At 56.6% G+C, this 16477-nt stretch carries 14 protein-coding genes; 10 read left to right on the forward strand and 4 right to left on the reverse strand.

Features of this window, described 5'->3' with window-relative positions:
* Window positions 1-77 precede the first annotated feature (77 nt).
* The gene (locus L1047_RS02430) at window positions 78-2771 is read right to left on the reverse strand and encodes a phycobilisome rod-core linker polypeptide (RefSeq protein WP_235277126.1); all 2694 of its coding nucleotides are present in this window, start codon (window positions 2769-2771) and stop codon (window positions 78-80) included.
* Window positions 2772-2989: 218 nt separating this feature from the next.
* On the opposite strand from L1047_RS02430, the gene L1047_RS02435 reads away from it, so the two are divergent.
* The 7 genes from L1047_RS02435 (at window position 2990) to L1047_RS02465 (ending at window position 11308) form a co-directional block, all read left to right on the forward strand.
* Complete coding sequence (locus L1047_RS02435; RefSeq protein WP_235277128.1) at window positions 2990-5215, forward strand: glycosyltransferase 61 family protein; 2226 nt, start codon at window positions 2990-2992, stop codon at window positions 5213-5215.
* Between the two features lie 180 nt (window positions 5216-5395).
* Window positions 5396-6154, forward strand: coding sequence for a hypothetical protein (locus L1047_RS02440; protein ID WP_235277129.1), 759 nt, complete (start codon window positions 5396-5398; stop codon window positions 6152-6154).
* A 257-nt stretch (window positions 6155-6411) separates the two neighbouring features.
* Window positions 6412-7725 (forward strand): histidinol dehydrogenase, encoded by a 1314-nt coding sequence (hisD, locus tag L1047_RS02445; RefSeq protein ID WP_235278839.1) that lies wholly within the window; start codon window positions 6412-6414, stop codon window positions 7723-7725.
* Window positions 7726-7787: 62 nt separating this feature from the next.
* Entirely contained in the window at window positions 7788-8588 is an 801-nt protein-coding gene (locus tag L1047_RS02450; RefSeq protein ID WP_235277130.1) for a hypothetical protein, read from the forward strand.
* 27 nt (window positions 8589-8615) lie between these two features.
* Entirely contained in the window at window positions 8616-8939 is a 324-nt protein-coding gene (locus L1047_RS02455) for a hypothetical protein (protein ID WP_235277131.1), read from the forward strand.
* 16 nt (window positions 8940-8955) lie between these two features.
* The gene (locus L1047_RS02460; RefSeq protein WP_235277132.1) at window positions 8956-10101 is read left to right on the forward strand and encodes a tetratricopeptide repeat protein; all 1146 of its coding nucleotides are present in this window, start codon (window positions 8956-8958) and stop codon (window positions 10099-10101) included.
* 427 nt (window positions 10102-10528) lie between these two features.
* Window positions 10529-11308, forward strand: coding sequence for an RNA polymerase sigma factor SigF (locus L1047_RS02465; RefSeq protein WP_235277133.1), 780 nt, complete (start codon window positions 10529-10531; stop codon window positions 11306-11308).
* On the opposite strand, the gene L1047_RS02470 is transcribed toward L1047_RS02465, so the two are convergent.
* Window positions 11305-11481 carry a hypothetical protein gene (locus tag L1047_RS02470; protein WP_235277134.1) on the reverse strand — a complete coding sequence of 59 codons (177 nt, stop codon included), beginning with the start codon at window positions 11479-11481 and terminating at the stop codon, window positions 11305-11307. The two genes, L1047_RS02465 and L1047_RS02470, sit on opposite strands and share 4 nt — an antisense overlap.
* Before the next feature lie 184 nt (window positions 11482-11665).
* On the opposite strand from L1047_RS02470, the gene L1047_RS02475 reads away from it, so the two are divergent.
* Window positions 11666-12787, forward strand: coding sequence for an ABC transporter ATP-binding protein (locus L1047_RS02475; protein ID WP_235277135.1), 1122 nt, complete (start codon window positions 11666-11668; stop codon window positions 12785-12787).
* Between the two features lie 79 nt (window positions 12788-12866).
* Window positions 12867-14132, forward strand: coding sequence for a class I SAM-dependent methyltransferase (locus L1047_RS02480; RefSeq protein WP_235277136.1), 1266 nt, complete (start codon window positions 12867-12869; stop codon window positions 14130-14132).
* Window positions 14133-14249: 117 nt separating this feature from the next.
* Here the strand turns inward: L1047_RS02480 and holB are convergent, their stop codons facing one another.
* Both holB and pyrR read right to left on the reverse strand, forming a co-directional pair.
* Entirely contained in the window at window positions 14250-15257 is a 1008-nt protein-coding gene (holB, locus tag L1047_RS02485; RefSeq protein WP_235277137.1) for a DNA polymerase III subunit delta', read from the reverse strand.
* Window positions 15250-15807 (reverse strand): bifunctional pyr operon transcriptional regulator/uracil phosphoribosyltransferase PyrR, encoded by a 558-nt coding sequence (pyrR, locus tag L1047_RS02490; RefSeq protein WP_235277138.1) that lies wholly within the window; start codon window positions 15805-15807, stop codon window positions 15250-15252. The genes holB and pyrR overlap by 8 nt, the downstream gene beginning before the upstream one ends.
* A 120-nt stretch (window positions 15808-15927) precedes the next feature.
* Here pyrR and L1047_RS02495 point away from each other — a divergent pair, with 120 nt between their 5' ends.
* Window positions 15928-16461: a pentapeptide repeat-containing protein gene (locus tag L1047_RS02495; protein ID WP_235277139.1), complete on the forward strand. Its 534-nt coding sequence runs from the start codon at window positions 15928-15930 to the stop codon at window positions 16459-16461.
* Window positions 16462-16477: the final 16 nt, after the last annotated feature.

A 16477-nucleotide genomic window follows, 5' to 3' on the forward strand; every position in this document is an offset into this window, starting at 1 on the left:
CTTTTTTCCATAAGAAAACCCCCTAGCAGGGGGCCTTGATGGAGATTAGAACATAACGAAACAAAGGGAGCAAAAACTTAGCTGCGATCGTTGCCCACCGGGCTGAAGCTGGGCACTACCAACTCTTCGTTTTGCTTGGTTAGGCGACCGTACAGATCCTGGGTGTTGGGGAAATTGGCCGCAGGCAAGGTGGGGAAGCGGCGATAGGGCACCACATCCTCATTGAAGACATCCCGATACTCTTGGGTGTTCAACAGGGCGCGCACGAAGGCTTTTACCCCTTGGGTCGCTAGGATCTGGTTGTACTTACGGATCTCCTGCTGATTCAGCGGTGCACGTCCCAAGAAGTGCTTGGTGCCCAACTCGATCACCTTCGTGTTCGGGTGGGGAGCATAGAATTCGGAGCGGTACAGCTCTGAGCACCCTAGCGCTTCGATGAACTCCTTGACTGTGATCTCCCCATTGCGCAGCTTGGATTCGGCCACGCTCAGCTCAGAACTGACACTGTAAATGTCCATATCCCGCTCGAACACCTGCCGGTAAGCAGCGCGGATCAGGTTGTTCACTTCGGCCTTGTTGGCAATGCTGGTGAGCTTGAAGATCGGGGTTTCTTGGCGCACCTTGGGCACCCCTTGCTGCGCCCGCCGCTGAATCTCCAGCTCTCCCGAAGGCAGATCCTGCGGCTGCCCCAACTTGACAAACAGTGGGATCTCATCGTCAGTACGGATCGGCTTTGTGGCCGCCATATCGCTAGAACCGGGCCGCATGCGCCGTAGAGAAAGGCCGCCAGGGGTGAGGTAGCGCTCGTACGGCACCGTATCTTCCCCAAAGGCTTGCCGATAGTCTTCGCTTTCCAAAATCGCATCAACCACAGCATAGAACCCTTTCTTAGAGGCGATGTCGAAGAGGGGGTTCATCTCCTGCCGACCGTAGGTGGGCCGACCGAGCAGCTTGCGGTGAATAAACTCGATGGCTTTGCAGACGTAGAGGCTCGACCAGTATTTGTTGCGGAACAGATCCGATTTGGCCAGTTGGCGAACAAACTCTTTGACGGTGATCTCGCCGGATTCCAGCTTGATCTCCCAGCGGGTCAGCCGCTGACCTTCGTAGGGCACATAGCCGTACACCTGCTGATAGCAAGCCCGAATCACCGCTTGGGTGGATCCCTCGCTGCCCGTCGCCCCAGAGCGGGACCCAATTTTGCTGCTGCGGTTGATCGGGGCTTGGGTGAGCTTGAAGATCTTAGCCCCCAAGCTGCTGGGAATCGGTGCGGTATTGGGGGTGGTGCGCTCGTTGGCTAGGGCAAAGCCGCGCCGGATCAAGATGCGCTTGACATCTTTGTTGAACAGCGCTGGGCGAGTGCTAGGCGATTGGGTCTCTTTCGGGAAAATGGCGCCAAACTGGATTTCCAGCGGATCATTGCCAGAGCCGTAGACGTGCTGATCCGGCAGAGGCCGATCGTAGCGGGCGAAGAGGGTGACGAATTGGGGCACTTTGCGCCGCGGAGCAGCGTAGTTGTAGAGGTCGAATTTGGCTCCCCAGTTGGCGCTGGTTTGGGCTTCTACCCCCAGTTTGCGCAGATAGGGCACGGTTTCTTCGCCGAAGTAGTCACTGTATTCGCGGCTATCTACTAAAGCATCCACCAACCCGGCCAAGCCTTTTGCCGAGATGATCGAGAAGTAGGTTTGCACCTCTTCGCGGGTTTCGGGCGCCCGTCCCAAGAAATGGCGGAAGGCTAGCTCCACGACACGGCTATTGATGAACGGTTCGTAAAACTGCTTGCGGTACAGCTCCGATTTGCCCAAGCGACGGATAAACTCCTTCATGGAGATCTCGCCGTTTTTTACTTTCGATTCCAGATCGGAAACCTTGAGGCTGTAGGCACGACGGATATCCCGCTCGAACACTTGGCGGTAGGCCGCTTTGATGGCATCTTCTTTTTCGGAGTTGGAAAGCCCTGGCTTCATGGCGAATACCGGCACTTTCTCGGCAGCCGCATTGTAGATCTGGGGCAGTTGTAGCCCTTGCAGGCTGGTGCCATCGGCGGTGCTGGCGTTGCGTTGCCGCAGCTTGTCGGAAGGGGTAGGGGCGATGAACTCGCTCAGCAAGACATCGAAATATTGGTTGATGATGGCGGTGGCGGCGGCATCTTGACGGAAGTAACCGGCGGAAGCCCGCTTCATCTCTTGTATGGCGACGATGGTGGCCTCGGCGGAACAGGCGTTTTCGATGATCTCCCGCAGGCCACGGGTGTTGACGGTGATGATGCTGGGATCCCCAGCTACCAGAGCATAGGTGACGTAGCGCAGGAACCAACTCATATCCCGCAAGGATTTGCGCATATTCGAAGCGCCATAGCGGGAAACGTTGATAGGGCGGAAGTTGGGAGGAATTTCGACGCCACTGGCACTGAAAATATTACGAATAGCCTCGACAAAGCCACCAGTGGATTCGACGTAGAAGGCGGTGCCTAGCTTAAAGCCCTCCTTCACATCTTCGACCACTTCCGGTCGCTCCAGGTAGGCCATCGGCGACCCCCCTGTGAAGATGCGGTTGGCGGCACGACTGACGATGATTTCGGAGTTGGCTGCAATCACCTGGGCGATCTCCAGCCGTTTCAGTCCGCTGGAGAAAAAATCATCAAGACGATCCAGCTCGGTGCGCCCCAGATAGCGATCCTGCTGTTCCGCCTGGGAGATGGTCGATACGGGCACGGTTTGGTAAAGACGGGGGCTGGAGACGACTGTGCCACCTGATGCGTTGATACCCATCGATCTCTTAAACTCCGTTTTGATCGAAAGAATTTGCCGACAAAAGCCGAGGACGGTGTTATGTGAAGGAGGGCTGCCTTGCGATCAAACCAGAACCCCTCGCTGAGAAGGATAAAGGCCGGATCCCTGAAGACGAAGCCAAGCCTAGAATACTAGGGTGATGCACCCAGAGTGGGAGGGTTGTTGCAGTTTGTAACACTGTTTCTCATCCTAAAGACATGGATCCCAGCCTAGCTCTCCCGTTCTCCCCCCTAAAGCTTGCTTCGATCGGTGAGGATTGGTGGCAAGGGAATTACGCACAAGTTGCCACCTATTTGCAGCAGCAAATTGAACAGGGATCCGATGCGCCCGAGACCTACTGGTGTTTGGGATCCGTTTACTGCATTCTTGGTCAGGAACTGGAGGCTCAACTCATTTGGCAGGAGGGAGTGTTGCTTTGGGTAGCGGCAGGGGGTTCTGAACCCGAGGCCACCCATCGTTTGGCTAAGGCGCTAGAGGAGATGGGGGAGGATTTGTGGGGTAGAGGTCATTGGCCGCAGGCGGCAACTCTGTACAGACAGCTCTTGGATTTGAGGGATGCTTTCCCCGAGCCGGAGGTTTCTTCTGCTCAGGTTTTGGCGGCACACCGCATCGGTTTGACCCAAGGGCGAAGTCGGCTCTGGTCATCGGCGGCGACTTGGTTTGAGCAGGCTTGTCAACGGGATCCGACTGCAGCGGAGAGTTTTTTGCAGTGGGGTCTGGCTCTGATCAAGCTGGGTCGATGGAGAGAGGCTATTGAATCTTTGCAACGGGCGGCATACCTTCAGCCTGATGATGGGGCCGAGCCTTGGGTGCAGTTGGGCATGGTATGGCTGGATTTAGGGGATCCTCAACAGGCGATCCTGTGTTTTGAGGCTGCCGCAGTCCGGGATCCCTTGGCCAAGGGCCTTTACAGCTATTGGGTGGAGGCGCTGATCCACCTGGATCAACCAGATGCCGCCCTGGAAATGTTGGGGCGGGCGGTAGAAACAGAACAAGAGTGGTTACAGGCTTGGTGGAGGGCCTTGGCTCAGCGAGATCAGAAGAGAGATTCTTTGCAAAATCTGCTGCTCTTGCTGCTGGAGCTTGGGTGGACTGGAGTTGGCTCCGGATCCCGCCGCCAAGATCTACAACAAGATCCAGAGGATCTGTGGTTAGAGGTCTATTCGGCTTGGCGGCAACGCTTTGCTCTGATCCCTGCCCAAGCGCCGGTCGCTCAGGAGAATGCCCTGTCTGAAGGGAAGTCATCGGATCTCTGGCCTGCTCCGGCTCAGGGCTACCTAACCACCTGGCAATGGCATCAGGCAACGGGGGAAGGTCTGTATCGACGCCTGGACGCAGCCGATAGCCTGAGCTTACAGTCTCCCCCTTCCTCCGACCTGAATGTAGGACAAAAATTGCGCCCGCAGCGGATCCCTTTGCCCGAGACCTTTGTTGTAGAAATTCCCCAGGGATCCGTACATGTGGGCCACTATCCCCGCCATCTTTACGCCAGCTTTGGCAGTGCTATTCTGACCCGCCGAGGGGAACTGCTCACGGATTTATCCCTGTGTTTGCCACCGCCAGAATTTCTCGACCAAGACTACTGGCCGGATCACCTCCAGCACCATCCCATCTTGGGCTTACCGCATCTCCCTCCGCCGATCCGGCTGGATGGCCCTGTAGCCTTGCTGCCTTTGGGGGCGGTTAACTACTTCCACTGGATGGTGGATATTCTGCCTGCCCTCGATATCCTGCGCCGAGCCGGGCTCCTCAACCATCCCATCCCGATCCTGATTCAGGGCTATCAGGGCAAACCTTTTCAACGGCAAACCTTGGTCACCCTAGGGATCCCGCCGGAACGCATTCTTAGTTTTGAGGCATTGGGGGGATCCCATGTGCAAGCCCAAATCTTGATTGTCCCCTCAGCCGCTGGCCCCGTGGGTTGTCTGACCCCTAGAGGGTTGGGGGTTTTGCGGCAGTTGGGCCAAGATAGCCAGGTCAGATCCGAGCCAGGCCCCCGTCGCATTTACATCAGTCGCAGCAGGGCTCGTTGGCGGCGAGTGGTGAATGAAGCCGAGGTACTGGCGTGTTTGCAGCCTCTGGGGTTTGTGTCGGTGCAGCTAGAGACCCTCTCCTTGCCAGCGCAGATCGCCCTCATGCAGGGGGCAGAAGCGGTGATCGGCATTCATGGGGCGGGCCTGACCAATCTCGTCTTTTGTCAGCCCCAGACCACGGTGATCGAGATTTTCCCCAGCAACGCTGTATTGCCCTATTTTTGGACGATTGCCCAGGTGGCGGAGTTGAGGTATTTCCCCTGGGTGGCCCCGGTTTGCGATCCGGCCTTGGTGTCCCTCTTGGCTAGCCCAGATCTGGATCGAGAAGATGCCTGGGTGCGGATCCCAGAATTGCTCAGTGTGTTGGAACAGGCAGGCCTAACTTGCTGAAGAAAAGCTGAACAGGACTACCCAGGGAAACGGTTTGTATTGTCTGGGTTGCCCATCGCTATCGGGATAGACAGTTTTGGGTTGTATCGTAATCCCAGGGGGGTCAAGCTAATCATCTATCTTCGGGTATTCTGAGCCAGGATATAAAGATGTGTTCACTCAAGCTGGCTCCTACTGGGCATGGAGAAAGAAACTCTCGATAGCTTTTTGTCCATCCAAGGGGTGATGGGAGTAGCACTCCTGAGCCGCACAGGCCGCCCTTATTTCTACCGTTCCTTTCAAGATCTGGATTCTCGCCAGCAGCAGGCTCTAACCCAGGGGTTGTTTCAGGTCTTGGAAACAATGCCGCAGGGGTTTGACTATTTCGACTTCCAGTTTGCCGAGCAGCGAGTGTTTGTCTATCCCCTCGGCGCCGAGTGGGTGTTGCTGGTAGCAGTCAACGACGACTTGGTGATGCCTGTCTACAGTTTGGCTGTAAACCGCCTGCGTGCGGAGTTACAACGGGATACCCAAAAGGGCTTGGCGACTTTTCGCCTCTTTACTAGCCAAATGGAGGCCAACCCAAACACCACTCGGCCCACGGCCACCCGCCCCTCTAGCACATCCACCTCTGGCACATCCATGGAGATGGATACTTTCATGCGATCCCTGAATCGGCTCTGTCAGATGACAACGGGCTATCTGGGTAAGGCGGTGATCGTCAACTATTGGAAGGCGGCACGGCAGGAGGTCTTGCAACGCCAGGGAGCCGACGCGGAATTGTTGAACCAGTTCGAGATCGAGCGCAGTGGCCAGATCCGCTACGACGGCCCCCTCACAGAACTGGATGAATCGCAGCAGAGGGTGCTGCGGGACTGGGTACTGGCGTTTTTCCACCGTTGTGAAGAGGTGATCCATGATTTTCGCAACCTGATCAAATCGGCTGAACTGCGCCTGTAGAAGGGGCTATTCAATCTCTCCAGAATCTCTCTGGATAGCCCCATTGCAGGACTCTGCCCAGTTTTTGGCTGACGAAAATACAAGCTAAGCTATGACCATGACCGACCCGGCTCACGCTAGGTGCAGAAGGGATCCCGGCCCAGGGATTTCTCCTCTTGCCGCCGCAAACCGGTGCAGTAAAGATCTGCTTTGCTACCGCGATGCCGCCGGATCCCTCGTTACCCTGTGCCTACGGCACGCCACGCGAAGGAGTTGCCATGCTGAGAATCGTCACCCAGATGATCGAGGCTGAAGCCGAGCTCAGACGGATCTCGGAGCGCACTCAGGCTGACCAAAACATCCACCGCGAATCGACGGTGCGGGAGATCCTACAATCGGTACGCCGTCAAGGGGATCGGGCCCTGCTGGAATACACAGCAGAGTTTGATCAGGTGGAGTTGAGTCTCTCGGAGCTGAAGGTGTCTGGGGCAGAGCTAGAAGCGGCCTACCAAGCCGTGTCTCCCCAGTTGCTTTCCGCCCTTCGCCTAGCCAAACAGCGCATTGAAGCCTTTCACCGGCAGCGGGTGCCCAGCAGTTGGGTGAGTTTTCCTGCCCCGGAAATTGTTCTGGGCAAGCAGTATCGCCCCGTGGATCGAGCCGGTCTGTATATTCCCGGTGGGCGTGCTGCCTATCCCAGCACCGTGTTGATGAACGCCATTCCCGCTCAGGTGGCGGGGGTGCCGGAAATTGTCCTGGTAACGCCACCGGGATCTGACGGTTCGGGGGGGAAAGGGATCAGTCCAGCCATTTTGGTGGCCGCCCAAGAAGCCGGGATCCAGACCATCTATCGAGTCGGGGGAGCTCAGGCGATCGGGGCGCTGGCCTACGGCACCGAGACGATCCCGAAGGTGGATGTGATCACCGGCCCCGGCAATATCTACGTCACCCTGGCCAAAAAGCAGGTGTATGGCACGGTGGGCATCGACTCTCTAGCCGGGCCTTCCGAGGTGTTGATCATCGCCGATGAGAGTGCTAACCCCACCCATTTGGCGGCTGATTTGCTGGCCCAGGCAGAACATGATCCTCTGGCGGCGGCGCTCCTCTTGACCCCCGATCCGAAACTGGCCCAAAAGGTGCAGCAGGCGGTGGCGGTTCAAATGGAAGCCCATCCCAACCGTCTGATGGTGGAAAAGTCAGTGGTGAATTACGGGTTAATCGCGGTAGTGCCGGATCTGGCCACGGCTGTGGCCTTGTCCAACCTGTTTGCACCGGAGCACCTGGAGCTGCAGGTGGCGGATCCCTGGGCGTTGTTGGAGCCGATTCGCCATGCGGGAGCGATTTTCTTGGGGCACCACACCCCGGAAGCTGTGGGGGATTATCTGGCCGGCCCCAACCATACGTTGCCCACTGCTGGGGCAGCCCGTTATGCATCGGCTTTGGGGGTCGAGACATTCCTCAAGCATTCCAGCCTAATCCAGTACGGTTCCATGGCGCTGCGGGAGGTAGCGGCGGCCATTCAGGCTCTCACCCAGGCGGAGGGGTTACCGGCCCATGGCCAGTCGGTGCAGCTGCGGTTGTCAGAAGAAGATTAGGAGATTAAGTGAGCCTTGTAGCCGTTGTCGAACACAAGAAGGTGAAGTGGATGGCGGGTCAGATGAGGCGAAATGGGCTGGAGAGGTTGGGGGGAGCCTTTGCGGCTGTTTGGGTGGGCTGGGCTGGCTCGGCATGGACTGCTCCAGAGGCATCTTTACAAGCCAGGATCCACTCCCATCCTGCACCTGCGGTCTCCATCCCCTGGGATTGGGTGTATGGATTGCGGGATCAAGCTCGGCAGCGACAATGCACGGTGGTTGGTCTGTTGCGCAGTGAGCCTTTGCCTTCGCCCGATCCGCAGTGGCAGGTGTACACGCGGTTGGACTTGGTGGCTACCCCACAGGGGGGCAGATTGACGAGTGTGTTGTTTGCCGAAAACACCCGTACCCGAGTGTTGCAAGTGATCTATCAAGCCTCGACTTCTGTGCTTGCCCCCCGGGAGCCTCTGGACTTTGCTATGATCCTGCCCTTGGGGTGGCAAGATCACACCCTGTTGGCTCGCGAGTATGAGGGTTGGTTCCAAACGGATCTGAGCTGGGATCGAGCCGTGATCTGGCCCTTGCCTGACTCTTCTGTAAGGATCCCACCGGTACAAATCTGGGATCCGCCGCCGGTGCTGGGCTATGCAGAGCTGCTGGGTTGGGATCCACAGGCCCAAGAACGGGTGCTGTTTGCGGTAGCCGATAGCCTGGGGGAGTTGCCACGCCTGGTGAGCGTTGGAGCGGATCGAAAGGTTCTGCTACGGGAAACAGCGGTGGTCTTGGCTCCTGCTCCACCGACTTCTTTGGAGGGCTGGGTCAGTGCTACTCCTACGGGGGAAGCCGCCATCTGTCACTCCAGCAGCTTTGGTTTGGACAATTGAGATTCGCTGGGATCAACAGGGATCAGGATGGATGAAATCAAGAACAGGTTGAGACCGGAAGTGCGGCGCGGTTGGCCCCTAGAAGCCTTTGTGGGGGATGTAATTGTCTGTACCCTGGAGGGATCCCATCTGGATCAGGTGACGGAGATCCGGGTCAGTCCGGCGGGTAAAGGGATCCGGGTCAGCCTCGGGGATCCCTTGGGGCAGTCGAAAGAACCGGTGCAGAGCAGCCCCAACCAACTGACAGTAACTTTTGAAATCGACGCCAGTACCTATCCGGGGGAAAAGCGCATCGAGCTGATGTCGGCGTCAGGGCCGAGCAATCCGTTGCCATTTCTGGTGATGTTGTGAAGATGAGGAGTTGATCATGCCATTTGGGGTTGCCCCCCAAGACTTGGGGGTGTTGGTGCTGGGGGTGGGTCTATTGCTCTTGGCTGGGGGCTGGGCCTGGCAATTGCGCCGTCGCAACCGAGCTGCTTCTACCGATGCAAAATCGGTTATCCCACCTCAGCCTGTGGATCTCTCCCCGGAGCAAACGGCCCAGTTGGATCCCTTCGATCGGGCTCTGGTGGTGCAACCCCAGGATCCCATTGCCTGGTATAATCGCGCCACCATCCTTGACCAAATGGGGCAAACCCAAGCGGCGATTGCCAGTTACGACCGCGCTCTGGAGCTGAAACCAGATTTTCCACAAGCCTGGAACAACCGTGCTTCTGCCCTCGATGAGTTGGGCCGCCACCAGGAAGCCCTGGCCAGTTATGACCGTGCCCTACAACTGAAGCCAGACTTTTTCGAGGCCTGTTTTAACCAAGCCAATACCCTGCGGGAAATGGGTCGGGGAGAAGAAGCCCTGCGCGCCTACCATCGTGCCCTCACCATCAGCCCCGATAGCCCAGAGACTTGGTATCTGCATGGGTTGACTTTGGCCTCTCTGGGCCGCTTGGAGGGATCCCTGACCAGCTACGACAAAGCACTCGCCATCAATCCTGTGGATGCCCAGGTGTGGCAAAGTCGCGGGCTAGCTCTGTTTCGGCTGGAACGCTACGCGGATGCCTTGGTCAGCTACGAACGGGCTCTGCAACTGGGGTTGGAATCGACTGCCCTCTGGGCCGGCTGTGGTCTTGCCCAACACCGACTGGGCAATGCGATGGAAGCGCTCAACAGCTACGACCGTGCTCTCGAACGGGATCCGAAGCAGGGACAAATTTGGGTCTATCGAGGCTTGGCGTTGATGGATCTAAGCCTCTACGAGCTGGCCATTCAAAGTTTTGCGCAAGCTCTACAGGTGCAGCCTGACTATGCAGAGGCCCACTACTCCCAAGCCTGCTGCTATGCCTGGGAAGGCCAAGTTCCCCAAACGTTGCAAGCCCTAGAGCAAGCTCTGCGGCTGGATCCCGAACGATACCGCCCCTTGCTGGCTTCAGAACCCTATTTCGACCTGATTCGGGAGGAGCCGAGTTTTGTAGTTCTCTTAACAACGGCGGATCTTTCTGTCTCGCCGGCTGCTTCTTAGGCTCCAAAGACCGTACCCAGGAGCCTGCTAGGGGTAAAAAATACAACAATTTATCCGAGCTGAGGGTAGAATTACGCTCTTTTACGGATGAAACCTGAGCTTTTTCCGTAGGGATGCCGTTGCCTAGGCTAAGAAACCTGGTCAAACTGAGAACACTGGGTTGGTAGCAGATCTCAGTCATTCTGAGTTGTGTTCCTAACACTGTCCGCAGGCTAGTTCACGGCCTGATGGGGTGTAGATGCCCATCTGTAATGGTTTTCCCCAGCCTTTCGATTGCAGTTTTGTTTGGTATACCTAGCTGTCAAAGTGGTCGCCCATGACGATTGCCCCTCGCCTCGCTTCGCCCGCTGCGGCCCTGACATCCTTACCGAGTCGGTCAGAAGTTAGTCTATCTTCTCTCCCTCCTAGCGATTCTGAACTCCCAGTCATGTGTGACGCTATGGCATCTACTGAAGATGTTAAAACTCGCACTGCTGAACTGCTGCGTCTTTACCACCAGCGTCCGGATCCCTGCTTGCGCAATCGTTTAGTGGAACTCAACCTGGGCTTAGTGCGCAAAGAAGCCCATCACTGGCGCAATCAATGTACGGAAGGGTACGACGACCTGATGCAAATTGGTTGCTTAGGCTTGATTCAGGCAATCGAGCGCTTCGATATTACCCGCGGTTTGGCCTTTAGTTCCTTTGCCATGCCCTACATTCGGGGAGAAATTCAACACTACCTGCGGGACAAGAGCCCGACGATGCGGATCCCGCGCCGCTGGGCCACGCTGCAACGGCAAGCCAAGAAGGAGATCGCCCGGTTGCGGCAGGAGTTGGGTCGACCTCCCTACGAAGTCGAGGTGAGAGAGGCCCTCCAGATGACAGAGCAGGACTGGCAGGAGATGGAGCTGGCCCTACAAAACAACCTTTTGCTCAGCCTGGATGCCCCGATTCAGACCGAAGAGGACAGCGTTGCTCTGGGGGATATCGTTCCGGATCAGCGCTACCGCAGCTTTCAACTGGCAGAAGAAGACCGCATTCGTCTACAAAATGCCCTGGCCAAGCTGGAGCAACGCACCCGCACCATCCTGGAGTTTGTCTTTTTTTATGACCTCACCCAAAAGGAAGCGGCGGAGCGGCTGGGTATCAGTGCAGTCACAGTCTCGCGCCAGGTAAAAAAAGGTCTGGAACGCCTGACTAAGTTGTTGAATCAAGATATCTTTTAACTCGGCACCCCGCAGTTAAAGTTCAGCCGTTTGTCATCAAACGCTAAAGTGGCTCCCCGTCCGGCATTGCGATAGCGGGTGCCCTTTTCCAGCTCAATTTCCATCATCTGCAAAGTTTTTACCTCGCTAGACCCTGGGCTGGTACCCTGCAAAGTCACCAATTCTAAAGTCATCTCATCCTGTTGCAGTCCGATCTCTCCAATCAAGCCGAGATCGTCATTCCCAACCGCTTCGTTTCATCAAGAATCCTCACAGAATATGAGCAACCTGTTGATCCTCCGGGATCCCGTTTGACTTGCGCCCTCAAGTTTCGATAGGGTTTGGGTGCGTAATCTCTTTGCAACAAGGAGCCGGAGCATGGCTAGTGTCACTTACGAGCATGTGACGAAGCGATACGGAGACACCACTGCCGTGCATGATCTGAATATCGCCATCGAAGACGGGGAGTTTCTGGTTTTTGTCGGCCCTTCCGGCTGTGGCAAAACCACCTCCCTGCGCATGTTGGCCGGATTAGAAGAAATCAGCGCTGGATCCATTTACATTGGCGACCGGGTGGTGAACGAAGTGCCCCCCAAAGACCGCGATATCGCCATGGTCTTTCAGTCTTATGCTCTTTACCCGCACATGAGCGTGGCGGAGAATATGGCCTTTGGCTTGAAGCTGCGCGGCCTACCCAAGGTGGAGATCGAAAATCGCGTCAAGGGAGTGGCCAAACGTCTGGGCATCGAGCACCTCCTCAACCGCAAACCCAAGGAGCTCTCGGGGGGCCAACGGCAACGGGTGGCAGTCGGGCGGGCAATTGTGCGTAATCCGGCTGTCTTTTTGATGGATGAACCCCTCTCCAACCTGGATGCCAAGCTGCGAGTGCAGGCACGGGCCGAGATCAGCAAACTGCACATGCAATTGGGCACCACATTCATCTACGTCACCCACGACCAGGTGGAAGCCATGACCATGGGCAGCCGTATCGCCGTTATGAAGGATGGCCATCTGCAACAGATCGATACCCCCCACAGCCTCTACACCCACCCCACCAATATGTTCGTGGCCGGGTTCATCGGTAGCCCCTCCATGAATTTCTTCTCGGCCAAGCTGCTTGAGCAAGAGGGCACACTCTGGGTGGATACCGGTGCTTTCCGCGTCGCTATTCCCCCTTACAAGGCGGATCCCTATCGACAGTACGTTGGCAAAGCCGTGATCTTCGGCATCCGCCCCGAAAACATTCACGATCCCCAATATCAACCCCAAGGCATCCAACCTGCCTCCGTGCGAGCCAAGGTCTCCGTCACCGAGCTGATGGGCAATGAAGTCATCCTCTACCTAAGCACCAGCGACAAAGAAGGGATCCTGGCGGAGCAAGAGTTTGTCGCCCGCGTGGATCCCCGCACTGAAATACACGTTAACCAATGGGTTGAGGTGATCTTCGATATGGATCGCTTCCATGTGTTCGACAAAGAGAGCGAGCGGCAGCTGGGTTAAATCCTGTTGAGTATTCATGTTGAGTATTCATGAGTATTCAGAGTTCGTTACCATAAGCTCCAGAGAAGCAGGGATCCCTATGCCGGAGCAATCCATCCCCAGTCTGGTTCAGGCTCAGTTCGACGAATTTCCGTACCCGAATGTACCGATTGAGCAGACAGTTACGGATAATTCCGCCCTTTTTGCCAATAGCATTACCACCGCTCGTTATCTGCGGGAGCGCAAAGTCGTAGATCCGGCGGGCAAACTCATGCTCAATGCTGGCTGTGGTTCCGGCTGGGAAACCCTGGTGCTGGCCACCGCCAACCCTGGTGCCCACTTTGTTGGGGTGGATATTTCGGCGGAATCGATCAAAATGGCCGAGCAACGCTTCCAATTTCACCACATTGATCAAGCCCGCTTTCAGGTGATGGATATCACCGATATGACGGCTCTCGGCGAGCACTTCGATTTCATCGCCTGTAATGATGTGCTCTACCTACTAGACGATCAGGTGGCCGGGCTAAAAGGGATGCGCCAAGTGCTTAAACCCGATGGCATCATCCGCACCAATGTTCATAGCCTTTACCAGCGGCAATTTATTTTTCATATGCAGGATGCTATGGAATTGCTGGGGGTGATGGATGAGCCGGCCTCCAAGGCCGTTCCCATTCTGCGAGAACTGATGGATGCCCTGAACGAGGGTAGCTTTGTCAAAAGCCACTGGAATGGCGATGCCATCAAAACGACCACTGGCATTTTGGCCAACTTCCTGCTCCGGAGTGACAAAGGGTTCACAGTGCCGCAGGTGTTTGAGATGTTGCGCCAAGCCGAGCTGGAGTTCATCAGCATGGTGAATTGGCAAGCCTGGAAGTTGGAACGGGTGCTCAACAAGCCCGTGCCCTATGCCATGCGCCACATCAAAAAGCTCAGTCAAGAAGAGCAACTGCATTTCATTGAGCTGATTTTCCCCAACATGACCCGCCTCATCGATTTCTGGTGCGGCCACCCCACCTCCAGCCCCGAACCTTTTACCCAAGAGGAATGGTGGAATGGCTCGGTACAGGCCCATCCTCTGTTGCTGCGGCTCAATGCCAGGGCTGCCTTTGAGAATGCCATCCGCGACAATGGCCCTGTCAACATCAACGGCTGGTCAGGGGCAGAAGGGAATATCAGTGTGGATCCTTTCTCGGTGCGTTGGTTGATCGAGGTCTTTGGGCAGGAACCTGTTCCGGTACAAGCTCTGGTCGCCAAAGCGATGGAGCTGATGGACTGGACTCAAGAGGAAGCCTTTAGCCAGGTGCTGGCTAACCTCAAGTTTTTGGAGGAGCGCCTTATTTTGTTGCTCAACTCCCCATTGCGTTGATCCTGTGCCCAGTCAGGACAACCGACGAGAAGCTGCTCGCCTCGTTTTGCTTCTGTACACAAATTGGCGATGGCTTTGTCCCCTCCCACAAGTGGGAGCGGCTCCCTCATAGCTACCCTACGTGCAGAAACTGAGCCTTGCATCCGAGCCAGCCAAATTAACCTCCCAACTGAGGCGGGGCTGCACAAATTGCAACAGTTGTCGGCGAATGTGCTCTAATTGCTGGATTGGTTGACGGGATCCCTGCGCCCAAAAATGCTGCTGTAGATAGTCGATCAACCACAGTTGCGCTGGCACATCCAAATGGGTAGCTACGGCTCTGCCCAATTCCAAAGCTTGTGGTAGGGAATGGGGCCAGCGTTTGAGTTCCTGAAGGAGTTCCAGCGGGATCCCTTGCAGTTGCTCGTGGGCTACCAACGCTAATCCAGGACTGCCCTGGGCCAAAGCGATCAGGTCTGACCTAGGGATCCCTGCCAACTCCTCGTAGCCCAACCCACTCAACACCTGGCCAATCTCTTCTGGACTGAGGCGGCGAAACGGTACCCTCTGGCACCTGGATAACACTGTCGGCAACAGCGAGGCCGCCTGGGGAGCAATGAGAATGATATGAGCTAAGCCCGGTTCCTCCAGGGTTTTCAACAACGCATTGGCCGCACTTTCGGCCAAGGTTTCACAGCCCTCCATCACCACCACCGAGCGTTGGGCACGAATCGGTCTACGGGCACAAAACCGCGCCACAGCCTGGACTTGCTCTAGCCGAATTTGGGGTGGGGAGCGCCATTGCAAGTTTTGCGCTTCTTCCGAGTTAGCCGCCACGAGACGGCCTTGATGCAAATAGGAGGGACTCACCCAATGCAGGTCGGGATGATTATCCGCCAGCAACCAGTGACAACTGGAGCACTGCCCACAAGGGATCCCTGAGCTGGACTCGCACAGGAGCGCCTGGGCGAACCAACGGGCCAGCAAACTTCGCCCCACCCCTTGTGGCCCGAAAAAGCAATAGGCGGAGGTCACCCGGCCTTTCTGTAGGGCTGCCATCAGCAAATGTGTCGCCATCTCTTGCCCAACGATGTGGGCTGGCGGCAAGACCCTCGCAGAAGCTATCGACTGGACGACCTCAGGCATAGGAGTGAGAGTTCTCCTGATCTGGGGCACACAGCAACACCCGCTCCTCGGCATCCGTTTCCAGCAGGTGCACCCGCACAATTTGCTCCGGCTCTGTTGATAACTGCTGGCCACAGTAGTCCGGTTGAATCGGAAACTGCCGATGACCACGGTCGATCAGCACAGCCAATCGTACCCGCTCCGGTCGTCCGAAATGGTTCAGGGCTTCCAAAGCCGCCCGAATCGTACGTCCTCGAAAAATGACATCATCCACCAGCACCACCTCTTTGCCGGTCAGATCACGGGGCATCTCGCTACGGTCTGGGGTGCGCAACCCGCCACTGCCCAAATCATCCCGAAAGAAGGTGATGTCCAATTCCCCCACCTGGGGTGGGATCCCAAACCGAGCGGCCATCTGATCCCGCAACCGATAGGCCAAAGGAACCCCGCGGGTGCGAATCCCGATTAAAGCCAGCCGTTCCAAGTGAGGATGATCCGCCCCAATCTCGTCGGCTAGCTGAGCGATTAACTGCGCCAAGTGGTTTGCATCGAGGATCTCAACCTTGGACATGGATCCCTACTGCCCTCGCGGATTCAGCCTGATAAAAGGCCAAGATAGCCCAATCTGCGAGCGGGATCCCCATCCGGTAGGATAAAAGCAATCCCCACGGTATCGATAGGTTAGGGATCCATGATGTTTGCTGCCCTGTCCACGTTGTTTCTGACGAGAACTGCTCCGCTGGCCCGCTTCTGCCGGGGTGTCTTGGTCTTCGCGTTGATGATCGGCCTGTTGATAACCCTGTTCGACTCCCCAGCCCAGGCGGAAGACTACACCAAACGGGATCTGCAGGGGATGAGTTTTGCGGGGCGAGACCTGACCGGCTCCAAATTTCTCAAGGCCAACCTGCGCCAAAGCGACCTCAATCACGTCAAGGCTGCGGGGGTGAATTTGTTTGGGGCCAACCTGAGCAAAGCCAACTTACAGGGGGCGGATCTGCGCAGCGCTACCTTGGATATGGCCAACTTGCAAGGGGCAGACTTGCGAGAAGCGCAACTGCAAGACAGCATGATGTGGCTGGCTCGGGTGGATGGGATCCAAATTGAAGGGGCGGACTTCACCAATGTGTTGGTGCGGCAAGATGCCCTCGCTATTCTCTGCGAACGGGCGACAGGCGTTAACCCCGTGACGGGGCGGGCCACCCGCGATACCCTCGAATGTGAGTGAAGTCCAAAAGAAGGCT

The sequence above is a fragment of the Synechococcus sp. Nb3U1 genome (genome assembly GCF_021533835.1).
Lineage (GTDB): Bacteria > Cyanobacteriota > Cyanobacteriia > Thermostichales > Thermostichaceae > Thermostichus.